This is a genomic window from Saccharothrix isguenensis, from assembly GCF_052936305.1.
This window is the reverse complement of sequence record NZ_CP193626.1, coordinates 2,068,005-2,083,375: the sequence shown is the minus strand read 5'-3', so window position 1 is coordinate 2,083,375 and position 15,371 is coordinate 2,068,005. Positions and strand designations below refer to the sequence as shown.

18 protein-coding genes and 1 pseudogene are annotated in these 15,371 nt (G+C 71.0%); 8 read left to right on the top strand and 11 right to left on the bottom strand.

Going from position 1 to position 15,371, the window contains the following annotated elements; translation table 11 throughout:
- Window positions 1-209: 209 nt before the first annotated feature.
- Window positions 210-1,334: a hypothetical protein gene (locus ACRAKI_RS10050; protein ID WP_447006777.1), complete on the top strand. Its 1,125-nt coding sequence runs from the start codon at window positions 210-212 to the stop codon at window positions 1,332-1,334.
- 260 nt (window positions 1,335-1,594) lie between these two features.
- On the opposite strand, the gene ACRAKI_RS10045 is transcribed toward ACRAKI_RS10050, so the two are convergent.
- The 3 genes from ACRAKI_RS10045 to ACRAKI_RS10035 form a co-directional block, all read right to left on the bottom strand.
- Complete coding sequence (locus ACRAKI_RS10045; RefSeq protein ID WP_447006776.1) at window positions 1,595-1,807, bottom strand: hypothetical protein; 213 nt, start codon at window positions 1,805-1,807, stop codon at window positions 1,595-1,597.
- Window positions 1,808-2,122: 315 nt separating this feature from the next.
- On the bottom strand, window positions 2,123-2,380 hold the full coding sequence (locus ACRAKI_RS10040; protein ID WP_447006775.1) for an MmyB family transcriptional regulator: 258 nt from the start codon (window positions 2,378-2,380) through the stop codon (window positions 2,123-2,125).
- A 161-nt stretch (window positions 2,381-2,541) separates the two neighbouring features.
- The gene (locus ACRAKI_RS10035; protein WP_447006774.1) at window positions 2,542-3,798 is read right to left on the bottom strand and encodes an MFS transporter; all 1,257 of its coding nucleotides are present in this window, start codon (window positions 3,796-3,798) and stop codon (window positions 2,542-2,544) included.
- Between the two features lie 181 nt (window positions 3,799-3,979).
- Between ACRAKI_RS10035 and ACRAKI_RS10030 the strand changes: the two genes are divergently transcribed.
- Window positions 3,980-4,978, top strand: coding sequence for an IS481 family transposase (locus ACRAKI_RS10030; protein WP_447003591.1), 999 nt, complete (start codon window positions 3,980-3,982; stop codon window positions 4,976-4,978).
- On the opposite strand, the gene ACRAKI_RS10025 is transcribed toward ACRAKI_RS10030, so the two are convergent.
- The 6 genes from ACRAKI_RS10025 to ACRAKI_RS10000 form a co-directional block, all read right to left on the bottom strand.
- Window positions 4,975-6,258, bottom strand: a complete 1,284-nt coding sequence (locus ACRAKI_RS10025; protein ID WP_447006773.1) for an RNA polymerase sigma factor — start codon at window positions 6,256-6,258, stop codon at window positions 4,975-4,977. The two genes, ACRAKI_RS10030 and ACRAKI_RS10025, sit on opposite strands and share 4 nt — an antisense overlap.
- 14 nt (window positions 6,259-6,272) lie before the next feature.
- Window positions 6,273-6,692 (bottom strand): YciI family protein, encoded by a 420-nt coding sequence (locus ACRAKI_RS10020; RefSeq protein ID WP_447006772.1) that lies wholly within the window; start codon window positions 6,690-6,692, stop codon window positions 6,273-6,275.
- Between the two features lie 167 nt (window positions 6,693-6,859).
- On the bottom strand, window positions 6,860-7,666 hold the full coding sequence (locus ACRAKI_RS10015; RefSeq protein WP_447006771.1) for a hypothetical protein: 807 nt from the start codon (window positions 7,664-7,666) through the stop codon (window positions 6,860-6,862).
- On the bottom strand, window positions 7,663-8,595 hold the full coding sequence (locus tag ACRAKI_RS10010) for an ABC transporter ATP-binding protein (protein WP_447006770.1): 933 nt from the start codon (window positions 8,593-8,595) through the stop codon (window positions 7,663-7,665). Before ACRAKI_RS10010 ends, ACRAKI_RS10015 begins: the two co-directional genes overlap by 4 nt.
- Window positions 8,592-8,813 carry a helix-turn-helix domain-containing protein gene (locus ACRAKI_RS10005; protein WP_447006769.1) on the bottom strand — a complete coding sequence of 74 codons (222 nt, stop codon included), beginning with the start codon at window positions 8,811-8,813 and terminating at the stop codon, window positions 8,592-8,594. Before ACRAKI_RS10005 ends, ACRAKI_RS10010 begins: the two co-directional genes overlap by 4 nt.
- Window positions 8,813-9,292, bottom strand: a complete 480-nt coding sequence (locus tag ACRAKI_RS10000) for a DUF2975 domain-containing protein (RefSeq protein ID WP_447006768.1) — start codon at window positions 9,290-9,292, stop codon at window positions 8,813-8,815. Before ACRAKI_RS10000 ends, ACRAKI_RS10005 begins: the two co-directional genes overlap by 1 nt.
- Window positions 9,293-9,462: 170 nt before the next feature.
- Between ACRAKI_RS10000 and ACRAKI_RS09995 the strand changes: the two genes are divergently transcribed.
- Window positions 9,463-10,050 (top strand): hypothetical protein, encoded by a 588-nt coding sequence (locus tag ACRAKI_RS09995; RefSeq protein ID WP_447006767.1) that lies wholly within the window; start codon window positions 9,463-9,465, stop codon window positions 10,048-10,050.
- On the opposite strand, the gene ACRAKI_RS09990 is transcribed toward ACRAKI_RS09995, so the two are convergent.
- Window positions 10,047-10,202, bottom strand: a complete 156-nt coding sequence (locus tag ACRAKI_RS09990; protein ID WP_447006766.1) for a hypothetical protein — start codon at window positions 10,200-10,202, stop codon at window positions 10,047-10,049. The two genes, ACRAKI_RS09995 and ACRAKI_RS09990, sit on opposite strands and share 4 nt — an antisense overlap.
- Window positions 10,203-10,768: 566 nt before the next feature.
- Between ACRAKI_RS09990 and ACRAKI_RS09985 the strand changes: the two are divergent.
- Both ACRAKI_RS09985 and ACRAKI_RS09980 read left to right on the top strand, forming a co-directional pair.
- Window positions 10,769-12,169, top strand: a pseudogene (locus tag ACRAKI_RS09985) (endo-1,4-beta-xylanase); the annotation flags it as partial.
- A gap of 156 nt (window positions 12,170-12,325) precedes the next feature.
- Window positions 12,326-12,799, top strand: coding sequence for a cellulose binding domain-containing protein (locus ACRAKI_RS09980; RefSeq protein ID WP_447008378.1), 474 nt, complete (start codon window positions 12,326-12,328; stop codon window positions 12,797-12,799).
- 100 nt (window positions 12,800-12,899) lie between these two features.
- Here the strand turns inward: ACRAKI_RS09980 and ACRAKI_RS09975 are convergent, their stop codons facing one another.
- Window positions 12,900-13,322 (bottom strand): winged helix-turn-helix transcriptional regulator, encoded by a 423-nt coding sequence (locus ACRAKI_RS09975; RefSeq protein WP_447006765.1) that lies wholly within the window; start codon window positions 13,320-13,322, stop codon window positions 12,900-12,902.
- Between the two features lie 76 nt (window positions 13,323-13,398).
- Between ACRAKI_RS09975 and ACRAKI_RS09970 the strand changes: the two genes are divergently transcribed.
- From ACRAKI_RS09970 to ACRAKI_RS09960, 3 genes are read left to right on the top strand one after another with little or no spacing between them, the layout of a single operon-like run.
- Window positions 13,399-14,274, top strand: coding sequence for an NmrA family NAD(P)-binding protein (locus tag ACRAKI_RS09970; RefSeq protein WP_447006764.1), 876 nt, complete (start codon window positions 13,399-13,401; stop codon window positions 14,272-14,274).
- A gap of 37 nt (window positions 14,275-14,311) precedes the next feature.
- The gene (locus ACRAKI_RS09965; protein ID WP_447008377.1) at window positions 14,312-14,752 is read left to right on the top strand and encodes an MBL fold metallo-hydrolase; all 441 of its coding nucleotides are present in this window, start codon (window positions 14,312-14,314) and stop codon (window positions 14,750-14,752) included.
- Window positions 14,749-15,348, top strand: a complete 600-nt coding sequence (locus ACRAKI_RS09960; protein ID WP_447006763.1) for a DUF2867 domain-containing protein — start codon at window positions 14,749-14,751, stop codon at window positions 15,346-15,348. Before ACRAKI_RS09965 ends, ACRAKI_RS09960 begins: the two co-directional genes overlap by 4 nt.
- Window positions 15,349-15,371: the final 23 nt, after the last annotated feature.

Here is a 15,371-nt window from a genome sequence, read left to right as displayed (position 1 = left end):
CCGTGGTGACACGGCTCGTGCCCCCTGACGGCCACCGCTCCGGCGGTGCCGCAGGGGGCACGACCCACTCCAGGGACGGTCGGCGACGCCTCGTGGGCGCGCCGGCTCGTCCCGTTGCGCTGTCCGGCCGACGCCGTCCGTTCGAGCGACGGGCTACGGTCGAATCGATCCAGTACCACCCACCAGGACGTCTTCGCAATGGAGCGATCATGCCCGAGTTACGCGCGTCGCTGGCCGTGTTGGCGCTCGCGACCGCCCTGCCACTGGTGCTCGTGCCACCGGCTTACGGCACACCCGCGGACGACACCATGGTCGTCGCCGCGCTCGCCGACCTGCCCGGCTATCCCGGCCACCACGTGACCGGTGTCAACGACCTCGGCCAGGTCATCGGCAGCGCGCAGGGCGACGGCCCGGTGCACGCCGTCATGTGGTCACCGCGCGGCGGGGCGACCGACCTCGGCCCCGGCTTGGCCTCCGCGATCAACCAGCGCGGTCAGGTGCTCGGCCTCGACTCCTCCGCCGGGCTGAAACCGTGGGTGTGGTTCAGCGGCACGCGGCAGACCATCGCGCCACCGACCGCGGCACGCGCCCTCGCCTACGTGATCAACGACGGCGGCGACGTGCCCATGACGTATTCGAGGTCCACGCTCGGCCACTACGACCGCGCCTCGGTGTGGGAGGAAGGCCGGCACACGGAGCTGTCGCTGACCGGGCCGTACGTGTCCTTGGAAGCGATCAACAACGCGGGCGTGGTGGCGGGCAGCCTCTCGTCGGCGGCGACCCAGGAGTTCGCCGCCATCCGTTGTGCCGACGGTGACTGCACGAAGCTGGCCGGCGTGCCGAGCGGGTACGGGTCGTACACCGCGGAGGCGATCAACGAAGCCGGTGTCGTCGTCGGCAACCGGGGCACGGTGGCGCTGCGCTGGGAGGGCGACGGGGTGACCGTGCTGGCCGAGAACGGCCGGGTGGCGCACGGCGCGCAGGCGCTCAACGAACGCGGTGACGCGGTGGGCTGGTCGGTCGGCGCAGACGGCTTCCAGCGCGCGGTGCTGTGGCCCGCCGACGGGAAGGAGGTGGACCTCGGGGTGCCCGCGCCGTCCGAGGCGATCGCGATCAACGAGCGGGGTGATGTCGTCGGGGTGACGTCGGACGGGTCGTCCCGCGCGTTCCTCTGGCGCGCCGGCCGGGTCACGTACCTCGACTCGCTGGGCGGCACGTACAGCGCGCCGGTGGCGATCAACAACCACGGCGTCGTGGTCGGCCGGAGCACCACGGCGGACGGCAGCCAGAAGGCGGTCCGCTGGACGCCAGCCAGGACCGGCCCGCTGCGCTGATCCCGATGGCTCCGGCCCGGACGGTGTCGTCCGGGCCGGCCCCATCAGGCCGTTCACCAACGGCAGGACAGCGTCGCCGGCACCAGGTTCGGGTCGGTGGAGGTGGTGTAGGCCGCGCTGAACACCAGGGCGGTGTTGTCGCGCACGGCCACGGACGTGGGGTTCTGCAAGCCGTCGGTGGCGTCGAGGAGCGTGGTGGAGGTGCCGTCGGGGCTATGCGCGCCACCTGGTTCAGCCCGTTCAGGGCGGACAGCACGTCGTCACCGTAGAACGGGAAGTCGTCGATGCCGACGAGGCCGTGACGCGGACCTCGACCCGGCCGGGGCGTCCGTGCCGGGTGCCGACGACCAGACCACCACCGTGCCACCGCGCAGCGGCACGGTCATGATCGTGCCGAGGACGGAGTCGGTGGCGTAGGACGTCCCCGTGCGCTCGTCGAGGGCGAGTCCGTTGGGCAGGCCGTCCGCCGGCATCGCGGCGATGTGCCGTGGTGAGCAGCCGGGGATCACCGCGGCGACGAAGTGGTTCGCGATCCGCGACTCGACCGCACCACCTGGGTGTGCCCGGCCGGCCGCGACTGCGACATCGCTGCCTGCGGACCCGTGCCCGCGGCCGACCTGGGGGCAGCGGCGAGTGCGACTGCCATTCCGGCGGTCAGGATCACGGTGATGATAACCTTCTTGCGCATTCTTCTCCCATTCTCCAATGTTTTCCGGCGCGCACGACCGTCCTCCTCATTGATTGTGGGCAGGTCGACCTTCGTTCAGGGATCTGCTGGGATCGGACCGCTATTCGCACGGAACCGGTTCGCGCACCGGGTCGGCGCCGGCAGTCCCCTGGGTGCTGTGGACGAGCAGGGCCATGGCCGCGCGCGAGGGCGATCTGTTCGGCCGCTGCTCCGGACGGTCCGGCGCCGCCGGGTCGAGGTGCCCGGCGAACAGGGCGTGCCCGGCGCTGTTCCACGCCGGCACATCGCTGCGGCGGCCCAGGGCCAAAGCGGGCACGTCACCCATCATCGCCGGCAACTGCCGCACAGCAGGCGTCACCCGCGCTCGACCGCGGGGACGACGCCCGCGGCCGGCTTCCGCCGACCTCCCGGCGCCAGTTCGTGCGGGTGACGCCGTTCAGCCTCGTCCGGGCACAAGGCACGGGCCACCGGCGTCCAACCGTCCGCCTCAGCCACCTCCTGCTGGTGTCAGCCAGGACTTCAGGCCCGGTCGAGGCGGGTCGAGCGGACTTCCGGGACGAGGAGGATCGCGGCGCTGCTGAGGAGTTGCCAGGCGGCGGCGAACCACAGGACCGGGGCGATGCCGAACGCGTCGGAGACCGGGCCCACGACCGCGAGGCCCACCGGTCCCAGGGCGTACGCGCCGAGCAGTTCGCAGGAGGTGACGCGGGAGAGCACGTCGCGCGGGATGAGGGTCTGCTCGGTGGTGCGCCACAGGGCGATGAACACGCCCGAGCCGATGCCCACGGCGAACGCCGCCACGGCCACCACCGGCATCGGCAGCCGGAGCGCGAGGAAGCCGAGCAGGAAGACCCAGCTCAGCTGGACCACCACGATCGTCACCAGCGGCCGGCGCACCCGGACCCGCAGCAGCACCACGCCCGCCAGGACGGCGCCCGCACCCTGCGCCGCCGCGATCGTGCCCCACGCCCACGCGCCGCCCAGGTCGTCGCGGGCGATCACCGGCCCCAGCACCATGAACGGCGCCACCACGGCCATGTTCCACAACGCGAACTGCACGACGCCCGTCCACAGCCACCGGTGGGACCGGAACTCCGCCCAGCCCCGCCGAAGATCACGGGCGACCGGAGCCCGCTCGACCACGGCACGTCGCGGCACCCGGACACCGGCCAGGAACACCGCGCTGAGCAGGTAGCTCACCCCGTCGACCACGAGGACCACGCCGGAACCGCCCAGCACCACCAGCAGACCGGCGACGGCCGGACCCGCCACGTCGGGGATCGCCTTCGCCAGCCCGAGGAACGAGTTGGCCCGCTGCAACCGGCCCCGCTCCACCAGGTCGGGCGGCATCGCGGCCAGGGCGGGCTGGTAGAACGCCGCCGCACCACCGCGCACGGCCGCCAGCAGCATCATCGACCACAGCTCCGCCGTGCCGGTGAAGACGAGCGCGGCGAACACGAACTGGGCGGCGGCGCACACGATGTCCGCCACCACCATCACGGTCCGGCGCGACACGCGGTCGGCGAGCACCCCACCGGCCAGCAGGAGCACGATGGACGGCACGACGCCCGCCGTGAACACGAGACCGAGGGCGGTCGCCGAAGCGCCGGTGTCCAGCACGGCGAACGCCATGGCCACCGGTGCCATGGACGACCCGACCAACGACGTGGCGTAGCCGAAGAAGAAGCGCCGGAACCTCCGGTCGGCCAACAACTCCCCCGCGTCACGCCACTTGCCGCGACCGACCGTTCCCGGTGCCGTGCCGGTGTCGCTCATCCATCCCCCATGGATCTCCGGGAAAGGCCTCCCGGCTCTCCAACCTAGGGCGGATCGGCTAGGTGTACTGCCCTGGGAGGTTGTGGGCGGTCCGACACGTAGTCGGATGATGTTGGAATGAGGGAGGGCCTCCGGGTTCGGTGTGGATTGCGACGTCTACACCAAGCCCACGGAGGCCCTCGTGACCCACGCTAACGCACCGCTGACCCCGGCGGGCAGGCTGCGCCTGGCCCGGTGTGTCGTGCAGGACGGCTGGCCGCTGCGACGCGCGGCCGAGCGGTTCCAGGTCTCGCCGACCACCGCCGCGCGCTGGGCCCGGCGCTACCGCGAGCACGGGGAGGCGGGTCTGGTCGACCGCTCCAGCCGCCCCCACCGCAGCCCACGCCGCCTGCCGACCCGCCGCGAGCGCCGCATCGTGAAGGTGCGTCTGGCGCGTCGGTGGGGGCCGGCCCGCATCGCCTACCTGCTCGGCCTGAACCCCTCCACGGTGCACCGGGTGCTGCGGCGTTTCGGCCTGGCCCGCCTGGCGCACCTGGACCGGGCCACCGCCGTGCCGGTGCGCCGCTACGAACACGCCGCGCCCGGCGACCTGGTCCACGTCGACATCAAGAAGCTGGGCAACATCCCCGACGGCGGCGGCCACAAGGTCCACGGCCGGCAGGCCGGCGGGCGCAACAGCTCCGCCCACCGCGACCCGGGCAGGCCGCGCAAGGTCCACGGCCGTCCCAACCTCGGCTACGCCTACCTGCACAACGCCGTGGACGACCACTCCCGCCTGGCCTACACCGAAATCCTCCCGGACGAGACCAAGCAGACCGCCGCCGCGTTCTGGACCAGGGCGCAAGCGTTCTTCCGGGCCGCCGGGGTGACGGTGAAACGGGTGCTGACCGACAACGGCTCCTGCTACCGCTCACACCTGTGGCGCGACACCCTCACCCAGTCCGGCATCACCCACAAACGCACCCGCGCCTACCGGCCGCAGACCAACGGCAAGGTCGAACGCTTCAACCGCACCCTGCTCGACGAATGGGCCTACGCCCAGGCATACCGGTCCGAGACCGAGCGGCGAGAGGCGCTGCCGCGATGGCTGCACACCTACAATCACCACCGCGGCCACACCGCACTCGGCGGCCAGCCACCCGCCACCCGCGTACCCAACCTCACAGGACAGAACAGCTAGGCCAGGTCGGCGAGCTTCCGCTCCAGCACCAGGCGTTCCCGCTCGTTGCCGCACAGCCGCACGGCGCGCTCCAGCTCCGCCCGCGCCTCTCCGGTACGTCCCAAGCGGGTGAGGAGTTCGCCGCGGACGCTCGGCAGGAGGTGCGAGCTGGACAGCGCATCGGCCGCCACCAGGTCGTCCACGATCGCCAGCGCGGCGGCCGGCCCCCGGGCCATGGAGACGGCCACCGCCCGGTTGAGGTCGACGACGGGTGACGGCGCGAGGCGACCCAACGCCTCGTAGACGAGCACCACGCGCTCCCAGTTCGTCGCCTCGACCGACGGTGCGACGGCGTGGCACTCGGCGATGGCCGCCTGCAAGCCGTAGGCGCCCAGGCCTCGGCCGACCTGTTCCGCCCGCGCCAGCGCGGCCCGTCCACGGCGGATCGCGGCGCGGTCCCAGCGACGGCGGTCCTGGTGCTCCAGCAGCACGGGCGCGCCGTCCGGCCCGGTGCGGGCGGGGAAGCGGGCCGAGGTCAGTTCGAGCAGCGCCAGCAGGCCGTGGACCTCGGGCTCGTCCGGCGTCAACCGGGCCAGCACCCGGGCCAGCCGCTGTGCCTCGCTCGCCAGGTCGAGCCGGATCAGCTCGCCGCCGAAGCTCGCCGTGGACCCCTCGGTGAAGATCACGTAGATCACGTTGAGCACCGAGCCCAGCCGCTTCCTCCGCTCCTCCGCCGGGGGCAGCCCGAACGGCACCCGCGCCGCACCGAGCGTCTTCTTGGCCCTGGTGATCCGGGCCTGCACGGTGGCGGTCGGGACGAGGAACGCCTTGGCGATCTCGTCGCTGGTCAGACCGCCGACCACGCGCAACGTCAGCGCCACCCTGGCCTCCCGCGACAGCACCGGGTGGCAGGAGATGAACATCAGCGCGAGCACGTCGTCGTCCATCTGGTCCGGATCCCACAGCACGTCCTCGGCCGGATCGGGCGCCGCGCCCGAGGAGGCGCCGCCCTCGCCCAGGTCGCGGGCGAGGACGGCGTACTTCTCGTCGAGGGCGGAGTGCCGGCGGAACGCGTCGATCGCACGGCGCTTCCCGACCGTGAGCAGCCACGCCGCCGGGTTGCGGGGCGCGCCGTCACGCGGCCAGGTCACGAGAGCCTCCGCCACGGCCTCCTGGGCGATGTCCTCGGCCAGCGCGAAGTCGCCGGTGTACCGCGCGAGGGCGCCGACGATCCGTGCGGACTCGATCCGCCACACGGCGGCGACGGCGTCACGGGCGGTGCGATCGGTGGGTGCGTGCATCCCGGTCGGGCCGTTCAGAGCTGGCCGGTGGCTTCGCGCCAGGCCCGCTCCTTCTGGATCCACTCGTTGTCCTGCGGGAACTCGTCGATCGAGGTGACCCGGCGGATCTCCGTCTTGAAGCCGGGACCGGCGCCCGGCGCCCGCTTCGCCCACTCGACGGCCTCTTCCTTCGACGTCACGTTGAGGATGTAGAACCCGCCGAACAGCTCCTTCGTCTCGCCGTACGGGCCGTCGGTGACGACCGGCGGCTCGGCGGAGTAGTCGACGACCACGCCTTCCTCGGCGTCGGCGAGCCCTTCGGCGGCGACCAGCACACCTGCCCGGATCAGCTCGTCGTTGTACTTGCCCATCATCTCCAAGATCTCGTCGAAGTCGATGTCGCTCATGCTCCGGTAGGCCTCGTCGGTCGCGCGCATGATCAGCATGTACTTCATCTTCTGTCTCTCCTGGGTCTGTCCGGGTCCCGTTCGAACCCTCTCACCCCTAGGTCGAACGGTGGGCGCCGCGGATCGACACCGCCGCCGAATTTTCTTCCACGAACTTCGACACCGCTCGGCGGGCCTGCCCCTGAGCGTTCGCGAACGCGCGAGTCCTGCGGGGGTCAGCGGTTGGCGTCGTCGCGGGCGAGCCGCAGCCGGCCGAGCACCAGTGCGCCGAGCGCCCAGCACAGCATGGTGATCACCGAGGACGTCCGCGTCATCCCCGGCACCTCCCCGATCAGCAGGAACGCCGCACCGGACCCGGGCAGGAGGTCGGCGACCGCGGACATCCACTCGTAGCCGAAGTTCGGCAGCATCAGCGGCAGCACGAGCATCAGCAGGAACACGGTCACCAGCGCTCCGGCGATGTTGCGCAGCAGGAAGCCGAGCCCGATCGCGAAAGCCGCTCCCGCGGCGAAGACGAACGCGACGTCGGACAGCACCTCCAGGCCGTTGTCCAGCGGAACGTCGAGCAGTGGCCGGGCCGCGACGAACGCCGTGAACGCGGACGCGACCGCGAGCAGCACACCGAGACCGGTCACCGTGCCCACCGCCACCGTCGTGCGGGCGAGGAAGAAGACGCCGCGGCGTGGCGTCCACTGGAGGGCCGGGGTGATCCCGCCCGTCGCGTAGTCGGACGTCACCGCGGTCAAGGTGAGGGCCAGCAGGGCGAACTGCGCCGGCATACCCGCGAAAGACCCCGCCAACCACGCCGAGCCGCCCCGTGGCGCAACGGGATCGGAGGCCGCCTCCAAGCCCGCGATGACGCCGATCCCCACCATCGTCACGGCCGCCGCGGCGAGGAACCACCACGTCGCCTTCACCGTCCACAGTCGCGCCCACTCGGCGGCGCAGGTGCGGGCGAACACACGCCCGACGGAGACGTGGCCTGCGGAGGCGTGGCCGGCCGCGCCTGCCAGCGCCGTCACCGCGCCCCCTCGGTCGTCCCCACCAGCTCACGGCCGTGGTACTCGACGCTGCTGTTGGTCAGCTCCATGTAGGCATCCTCAAGGGACTGGCGCACCTCGCTGAGGTGGTGCAGCGGAACGTTCAGGGAGTGGGCGAGTTCGCCCACCTCCTCGGCGGTGCTGTCCTCGACCCGCACCTCGCGGGCGTCGACCCGTTCGGCCCGGAAGCCGTGCTCCCGGAGCGCGGTGAGGAGCCGGTCCGGCTCGGGACCGCGAACCCGCACCTGGACGTGCCCGAGCCCGCTCATGATCTGTTCCGTGGTCGCGTCGGCGATCAAGCGGCCCCGACCGATGACGACCAAGCGGTCCGCGACCTGTTCCATCTCGCTCATCAGGTGGCTGGAGACCAGCACGGTGCGTCCCTCGTCGGCGAGTTGGCGCAGCAGTCCGCGAATCCACCGGACGCCGTCGAGGTCCAGCCCGTTGATCGGCTCGTCGAACAGCAGCACGCCGGGGTCGCCGACCAGGGCCGCCGCGATCCCGAGGCGCTGCCGCATGCCCAGCGAGTAGCCCTTGATCCGGCGACGGGCCGCACGGCCGAGCCCGACCCGTTCGATCACCTCGTCCACCCGGCGCGCCGGGATGCCGTTCGACCGGGCGGCCACGCGGAGGTGGCTGCGACCGGTGCGGCCGTGGTGCGCCGCGCCGGGGTCGAGCAGCGCGCCGACCTCTCGGAGCGGTTCGGCGAACGTCGCGTACGGACGCCCGTTCACGAGGGCGGTGCCCGAGGTGGGCCGGTCCAGTCCGAGCATGATCCGCATGGTGGTGGACTTGCCGGCGCCGTTCGGCCCGAGGAACCCGGTGACCTTGCCCGGTTCGACGTCGAAGCTCAGGTCGTCGACGGCCAGGACGTCGCCGTAGCGCCTCGTCAGGCCGCGCACCTCGATCACTGCTGTCCTTCTTCGTCGTCGACCCATTCCAGCAGGTCGCCCGGCTGGCACTCGAGCACCCGGCACATGGCTTCCAGCGTGCTGAAGCGGACGGCCTTCGCCCGACCGTTCTTCAGCACCGCCACGTTCGACGGCGTGAGCCCGACGCGTTCCGCGAACTCGCCGACGCTCATCTTGCGCTTGGCCAACTCGACGTCGATGCGCACGATGATCGGCATCAGATCACCGATTCCATGTCGCTCCGCAGCGTGGTGGCCTGCCGCAGCAGCGCCCGCATCACCACCATCAGCAGCCCCAGCACGGTGAGACCGATCAGCATCAGGAACAGCATGAGCGGCACGCCGGGGTCGTCCGCGTTGAAGCCGACCCAGAGGAACACGCCCACGAACACCAGCCAGGCGGCGGCGATGGCCCACACGATCGCGTCCACCCACACCAGGGACGCCTCGCTGAAGATGCGGTCGTTCTTGACCAGGGTGAGCAACCTCCAGGTCGCCACGACGACCACTTGCACGCACAGCACCCAGAACACCGTGATGGCCGTCAGCGGCCACCGCAGGTGCGCCATGTCCGGCGACACCTCCGCCATGTGCGCGAACTGGCCGGGCAACGACATCACCTGGAACAGGACCAGGACCCCGAACAGCAACATGAGGAAAACCCTCAGCAGGGCTACCGCCCAACGCTCTGCGATCATGCATCGAGTCTCGCTCGTTGCCTATCGAATGTCAATCGATACCTGCCGTTTCACGGTCAATCCCGGCTTGAGTGACCGAACCGTGACAGAGCGGGCACGGCGGTGCCACTGGGGATCTTGGTCCGACCGGGTGGGAAAATGCGGTTCCACCGAAGGTCAAGGGGACGACGATGCTCTCGCAGGCGATGAACGTGCTGCACATGCACCAGAAGGTCACCCTGATGGTGAACCGCTACGAGATCTTCGCCGACCAGGGCGGCGAGCCCGGTCAGCTCGTCGCGTTCGTCGAGCAGAAGAGGATGGCGTTCAAGGAGCAGGTGACCGTCTACACCGACTCCAGCAAGAGCCAGGTGCTCGCGGGCTTCCGCGCGCGCAAGGTGATCGACCTCGGCAGCGGCTACGACGTGACCGACGCCGACGGCCGGCCGATCGGCCACTTCCGCAAGGACTTCGGCAAGTCCCTGATGAACTCCACCTGGCACCTCGACGTGCCGGGCGCGCCGACGGCCACGGGCAGCGAGCGCAACGCGGGCCTCGCGGTCCTGCGCCGGGTGTGGGGTTTCCTCCCCCTGGTCAACAACATCCCGGTCCCGTTCCGCTACCACTTCGACTTCGGCCGCAACGGTCAGCCGGTGTTCAGCGTGGACAAGAAGACCTGGGTCCGCGACCACTACCTGATCCAGATCGCCGACCCGCACATCGACCGCCGCGTGGTGATCGCGCAGGCCGTCGCGGTGGACGCCCTCCAGTCCCGCTAGGCGTTCCCGGGTTCGACGCCGACGGTCCAGCCGGCGTCGAACCCCAGCTCCACCCGGTCGGCGACGCCGAACGCCTCCGCCACCGCGAGGGCCGCCGCCGCCCGGACGGCGGACTCCTCGATGTCGGTCATGTCGAGTCGCGCGTGCACCACCTCGTGATCCCGGCGGTGTCCACGCCGCAGCAGGACACCAGGTCGAGAGACCGTTCGCCGCACCCGCCAGCGCCGCGTCCACGAGCTTGCGGTCGAGGTCCGGCTGGATGGACCACGCGTCGTCCGCGTCCACCCGCCACACGACCGGCGGCCCACTCCCCTCGTCCGTCGCCAGACGCACGCGGACCTGCCCGAAGTACCCGACACCGGCCCTCTGCCGCCAGAGCCGGTACTCGCCGATGCGATCTTCGGACATGACCGGCTCCCGGTGGTCGCGCGCTGGAGATGATCGCCATCGTGGTCGCCGCCGGGTTCCCCTGGGCTGGTCGCAGCCTGAACGGGCCGGTCGCCCGGTGGCCATGCCGAAAAGTTTCGATAGTTTCGTAACCCGCAGAAGGTAGTGCAGTCGGCCGTAAGTCGCGCTCTACCTGGTCTCTTGCGTCTCTATAGGTGAAACCCAGTGCTTGACTCCGGAGATCATTCGCCTTAGCTTTCGAAAGCTGGCACCGAAAAAGCCCGAAACTTTCGGCTCGCCTGCGCCCCGCGACGACCCCTTGGAGGAAGTGATGTCCAGAAATGCTGTCACCGTTGCCGGCAGGCCGGTGGCGCGAGGAGGGACGCGACGTGTCGCGGCCCTGGCCGGTGCGGTCGGATTGCTCGGCGCGTTGGCCGTGGTGCTGCCCAATGTGGCCAGCGCCGGCACCACGCTGGGGGCGTCCGCCGCCGAGAGCGGCCGGTACTTCGGGACGGCGGTCGCGGCGAACAAGCTGGGCGACTCCACCTACGTGGGCATCCTCAACCGTGAGTTCAAGATGGTCACGGCCGAGAACGAGATGAAGATCGACGCGTTGGAGCCGTCGCAGGGTCAGTTCACGTACACGAACGCGGATCGGATCGTGAACCACGCGCGTGCGCAGGGGATGCAGGTGCGCGGGCACACGTTGGCGTGGCACTCGCAGCAGCCGGGCTGGATGCAGAACATGTCGGGCACGGCGTTGCGCAACGCGATGCTGAACCACGTGACGCAGGTGGCGACGTACTACCGGGGCAGGATCCACTCGTGGGACGTGGTGAACGAGGCGTTCCAGGACGGCTCGTCGGGCGCTCGGCGTGACTCGAACCTCCAGCGGACGGGCAACGACTGGATCGAGGCGGCGTTCCGGGCGGCCCGCGCGGCGGACTCCTCCGCGAAGCTCTGCTACAACGACTACAACACCGACAACTGGTCGCACGCCAAGACCCAGGCCGTCTACCGGATGGTGCAGGACTTCAAGGCGCGCGGCGTGCCGATCGACTGCGTCGGCTTCCAGGCCCACTTCAACAGCGGCAACCCGGTGCCGTCCAACTACCACACCACGCTCCAGAACTTCGCGGCGCTGGGTGTGGACGTGCAGATCACCGAGCTGGACATCGAAGGCTCCGGCACCAGCCAGGCGCAGCAGTACCAGGGCGTCGTCCAGGCCTGCCTCGCCGTGACCCGCTGCACCGGCATCACGGTGTGGGGCATCCGCGACAGCGACTCGTGGCGCGCCTCGGGCACGCCGCTGCTGTTCGACGGCTCGGGCAACAAGAAGGCCGCCTACACGTCGGTCCTCAACGCGCTCAACGCCGCCGGCACGGCTCCGCCGACCACCACCACGACGACGCCGCCGACCACGTCGAACTGCGCCAACGGCTACGTCGCCCTCACCTACGACGACGGTCCCATCGCGGCCACCACGACCACGCTGCTCAACGCACTGCGGCAGAACGGCCTGCGGGCCACGTTCTTCAACCAGGGCAACAAGGTCCAGGGCAACGCGGCGCTCACCAGGAGCCAGCGCGACGCCGGCATGTGGGTCGAGAACCACAGCTGGTCGCACCCGCACATGACGCAGCTGAGCCAGTCGCAGATGGCGTCGGAGATCTCCCAGACGCAGAACGCGATCCAGTCGGCGACGGGCGTCGCGCCGAAGCTGTTCCGGCCGCCGTACGGCGAGACCAACAGCACGCTGAAGGCGGTCGAGGCGCAGTACGGCCTGACGGAGGTGCTGTGGACCGTCGACTCGCGGGACTGGAACAACGCGAGCACCGCCCAGATCGTGCAGGCGGCGTCGACCCTGCAGAACGGCGGCGTCATCCTGATGCACGACGGCTACCAGACGACGATCAACGCGATCCCGCAGATCGCGTCCGACCTGCGCAGCCGGGGCCTGTGCGCGGGCATGATCTCGCCGTCCACCGGCCGGGCCGTCGCGCCGTCGGACACCCCGCCGGGCACGACCACCACCACGACGCCGCCGCCGCCGAGCAGCGGTTCCTGCACGGCGTCCTACCGCATGAGCCAGCAGTGGGGTGACCGCTTCAACGGCGAGGTGACGATCCGGGCGGGCGCGTCGGCGATCACCAGCTGGACCGCCACCGTCCGGTTGACCTCTCCGCAGCGGGTGTCCGCCACGTGGAGCGGCACGCCGAGCTGGGACTCCAGCGGCCTGGTGATGACCATGAAGCCCAACGGGAACGGCAACCTCGCCGCGGGCGCGAGCACCACGTTCGGCTTCACCGTGATGGCCAACGGCCAGTGGGCGGCTCCGGCCGTCTCCTGCTCGACTCCGTGACGGGTGCCGGTGTGCCCCTCACAGTGACGTGAGGGGCACACCGGCGCGCGTGCGTCAGGTTGGCGACACCGGTGACGGCGGGGTGTGCGTGCCCGGGTGTTCAGCGGTCGGGGTCGTCGGGGTGCTCGGCGTCCCAGCGCTGCCTGGCCGTGGCCATGGCGTCCTTGTGGTCGCGGGACCAGTCGGCGAGGCGGGCGATCGTCTCCGCGAGGCTGCGGCCGACGTCGGTCAGCGCGTACTCGACCTGCGGTGGGACGGTCGCGTAGACGGTCCGCTCGACCAGACCGTCGCGGCACAGGCGGCGGGTGGTGACGGTGAGCATCCGCTGCGAGATGCCGGGAACGGCCCGCTGCAACTCGCGGTAGCGGCGGATGCCCTTGGCCAGTTCCACGATCACCAGCACCGTCCACTTGTCCCCGATGCGATCGAGGACGTCCCGGATGCCGCAGTCGTCCTCGCCACACGGACCGACCGGCTCGGTACCGCTGACCTGCGGGGTTACCCCGGTGTGCGCGACGGACACAGTAGTGCCTCCTTACGGTCCCGGCCGCTGGTCACGAACCTATGGTCAGCAACCGAACCGCAGTGAGGGGTATTCCATGATCCTGGTGACCGGTGTGTCCGGCGCGCTCGGTGGTCTGGTCTTCGACCGGCTCAGCGCCGCCGGCCTGAACGTCGTGGCGGGCACGCGCGCGGCCACGGGCGCCGCCCGGCGGATCGACTTCGACGACCCGTCCACGCTCACCGACGGCGTCGCCGGTGCGCAGGTGCTGGTGTTCGTCTCCGCCGGTTACGCCGAGGACGACGTGGTGCTGGCCCGGCACGGCGCGGTGATCGACGCGGCAGCCGCGGCGGGTGTCCGGCACGTGGTCTACACGAGCCTGGCCGGCTCTGGCGACCAGCTCAGCATCGCCCTGGCCCACCGCTGGACCGAAGCCCGCCTGGCCGAAACCCCGTTCGACGTCACCGTGCTGCGCAACGGCCTGTACGCGGAGATCCCGGCAGGTCTGGCGGTGAACTCCGCCGAATCCGCAGCCACCACGGGCGTGTTCACCGCGCCCATGGGCCACGGCCGGATCGCGGTCGTGGCGCGGGAAGACCTCGCCGACGTCACCGCCCGCGTCGCGTCGGAGGTCCACGCCGATCTCACCGCCGGCCGCCCGACCGGTCACGCCGGCCGCACGTACGAACTCGCGGGCACCACCGCCATCGGCGGGAGCGACATCGCCGACGCGCTGACCGCCGCCCTCGGACGTCCGGTGACGTACGAGCCGGTGTCGCTGGCCGACACCAGGCAGGCGCTGGCCACCGGAGACCTCCAGCCGTACCAGGTGGGGCACACGCTCTCGCTGTTCGCCAACATCGCCGCCGGCCTGCTGGAGCCCTCCGGCGACGACCTGGCCGCCCTGCTCCCCACCCCACCGCGGTCCCCACTGGACCTGATCTCCCACGCGCTGAAGGCCCTGCGCACCTGACGCCTGTACGAGCGAGACCCCGACCCCACTTTCTCCCCTGTCCATTATTTGGCGCACCCCGGACGCGCGCGTCCTGTTCGCCGGTGACCTGCTCTTCATCGGCTGCACCCCGATCGTGTGGGACGGGCCGACCGCGAACTGGATCACCGCGTGCGACACCATGCCGGCGCTCGACGCACCCACCGTCGTGCCAGGTCGCGGCCCGATCACCGACGCCGACGGCATCCGCGCGGTCCGCGGCTACCTCGCCCACGTCATCGAGCGGGCCGACGCCGCCCACGCCAAGGGCCTGCCCTTCCGCGAGGCCGCCGCGACCGTCGACCTGGCCGGGTACGCCGCCTGGCTGGACGCCGAACCGATGGTGGTCGACCTCTACCAGCGTTACCGCGGACTCGACCCGGACATGGCCGCGGTGGCGCAGACCGAACTGCTCGCCCTGATGACCGACTGGAACGCCGAACGAGGACACCGACCGTGACAAGACTCGACAAGACCGCGTACGGGGAACAGCCGTGGCGCATCCACGAGATCGCCGACGACTTCCACGTGGAGGACGCGTGGGCGTTCCGCACCCCGGGCGCCGGACCGCACGACTTCCCGGTGATGCTCGCCGCGATGCGGACCCACAGCGGCATCGCGAGACAACCCTGGCCGGTGCGGTTCCTGTTCGCGGCACGGTGGAAGCTCGGCGCGCTCTTCGGTTGGGACGAACCGTCGGACAGCGTCGGGGAACGGGTCGTCTCGCTCCGCGACCGCCTGCCCGAAGACCTCCGTGACGCGCCACGCGGCGAGGACAACGCCACCATGCCGCTCAAGGCGGTCTACGAACTCCCCAACGAGTCCGCCCGCGAACTGGCGAACAAGACCGTGCACACCGTCATGCACCTGGCCTGGGCGCAGGGCGCCGAGGGCGACCACGAGCTGCGGATGACGGTGCTCGTCAAGCCCAACGGCACCTTCGGACGGCTCTACATGGCCGCCATCGCACCTTTCCGGTACCTCGTCGTCTACCCGGCGCTGACCCGGGGATGGGAACGCGCCTGGCGCGAGCGCGACACCACCGGGAGGCCCTAACGCAGGCGGGTCCCAACCCAGGC

What these genes read in the sequence shown, in the direction of transcription:
- ACRAKI_RS09995 (WP_447006767.1), top strand. Translation starts at nt 9,463, where the DNA reads ATGCTCTCGCAGGCGATGAACGTGCTGCACATGCACCAGAAGGTCACC.
- ACRAKI_RS10035 (WP_447006774.1), bottom strand. Translation starts at nt 3,798, where the DNA reads ATGAGCGACACCGGCACGGCACCGGGAACGGTCGGTCGCGGCAAGTGG.
- ACRAKI_RS10020 (WP_447006772.1), bottom strand. Translation starts at nt 6,692, where the DNA reads ATGAAGTACATGCTGATCATGCGCGCGACCGACGAGGCCTACCGGAGC.
- ACRAKI_RS10005 (WP_447006769.1), bottom strand. Translation starts at nt 8,813, where the DNA reads ATGCCGATCATCGTGCGCATCGACGTCGAGTTGGCCAAGCGCAAGATG.
- ACRAKI_RS09980 (WP_447008378.1), top strand. Translation starts at nt 12,326, where the DNA reads ATGCACGACGGCTACCAGACGACGATCAACGCGATCCCGCAGATCGCG.
- ACRAKI_RS10050 (WP_447006777.1), top strand. Translation starts at nt 210, where the DNA reads ATGCCCGAGTTACGCGCGTCGCTGGCCGTGTTGGCGCTCGCGACCGCC.
- ACRAKI_RS10025 (WP_447006773.1), bottom strand. Translation starts at nt 6,258, where the DNA reads ATGCACGCACCCACCGATCGCACCGCCCGTGACGCCGTCGCCGCCGTG.
- ACRAKI_RS10000 (WP_447006768.1), bottom strand. Translation starts at nt 9,292, where the DNA reads ATGATCGCAGAGCGTTGGGCGGTAGCCCTGCTGAGGGTTTTCCTCATG.
- ACRAKI_RS09970 (WP_447006764.1), top strand. Translation starts at nt 13,399, where the DNA reads ATGATCCTGGTGACCGGTGTGTCCGGCGCGCTCGGTGGTCTGGTCTTC.
- ACRAKI_RS10045 (WP_447006776.1), bottom strand. Translation starts at nt 1,807, where the DNA reads ATGCCGGCGGACGGCCTGCCCAACGGACTCGCCCTCGACGAGCGCACG.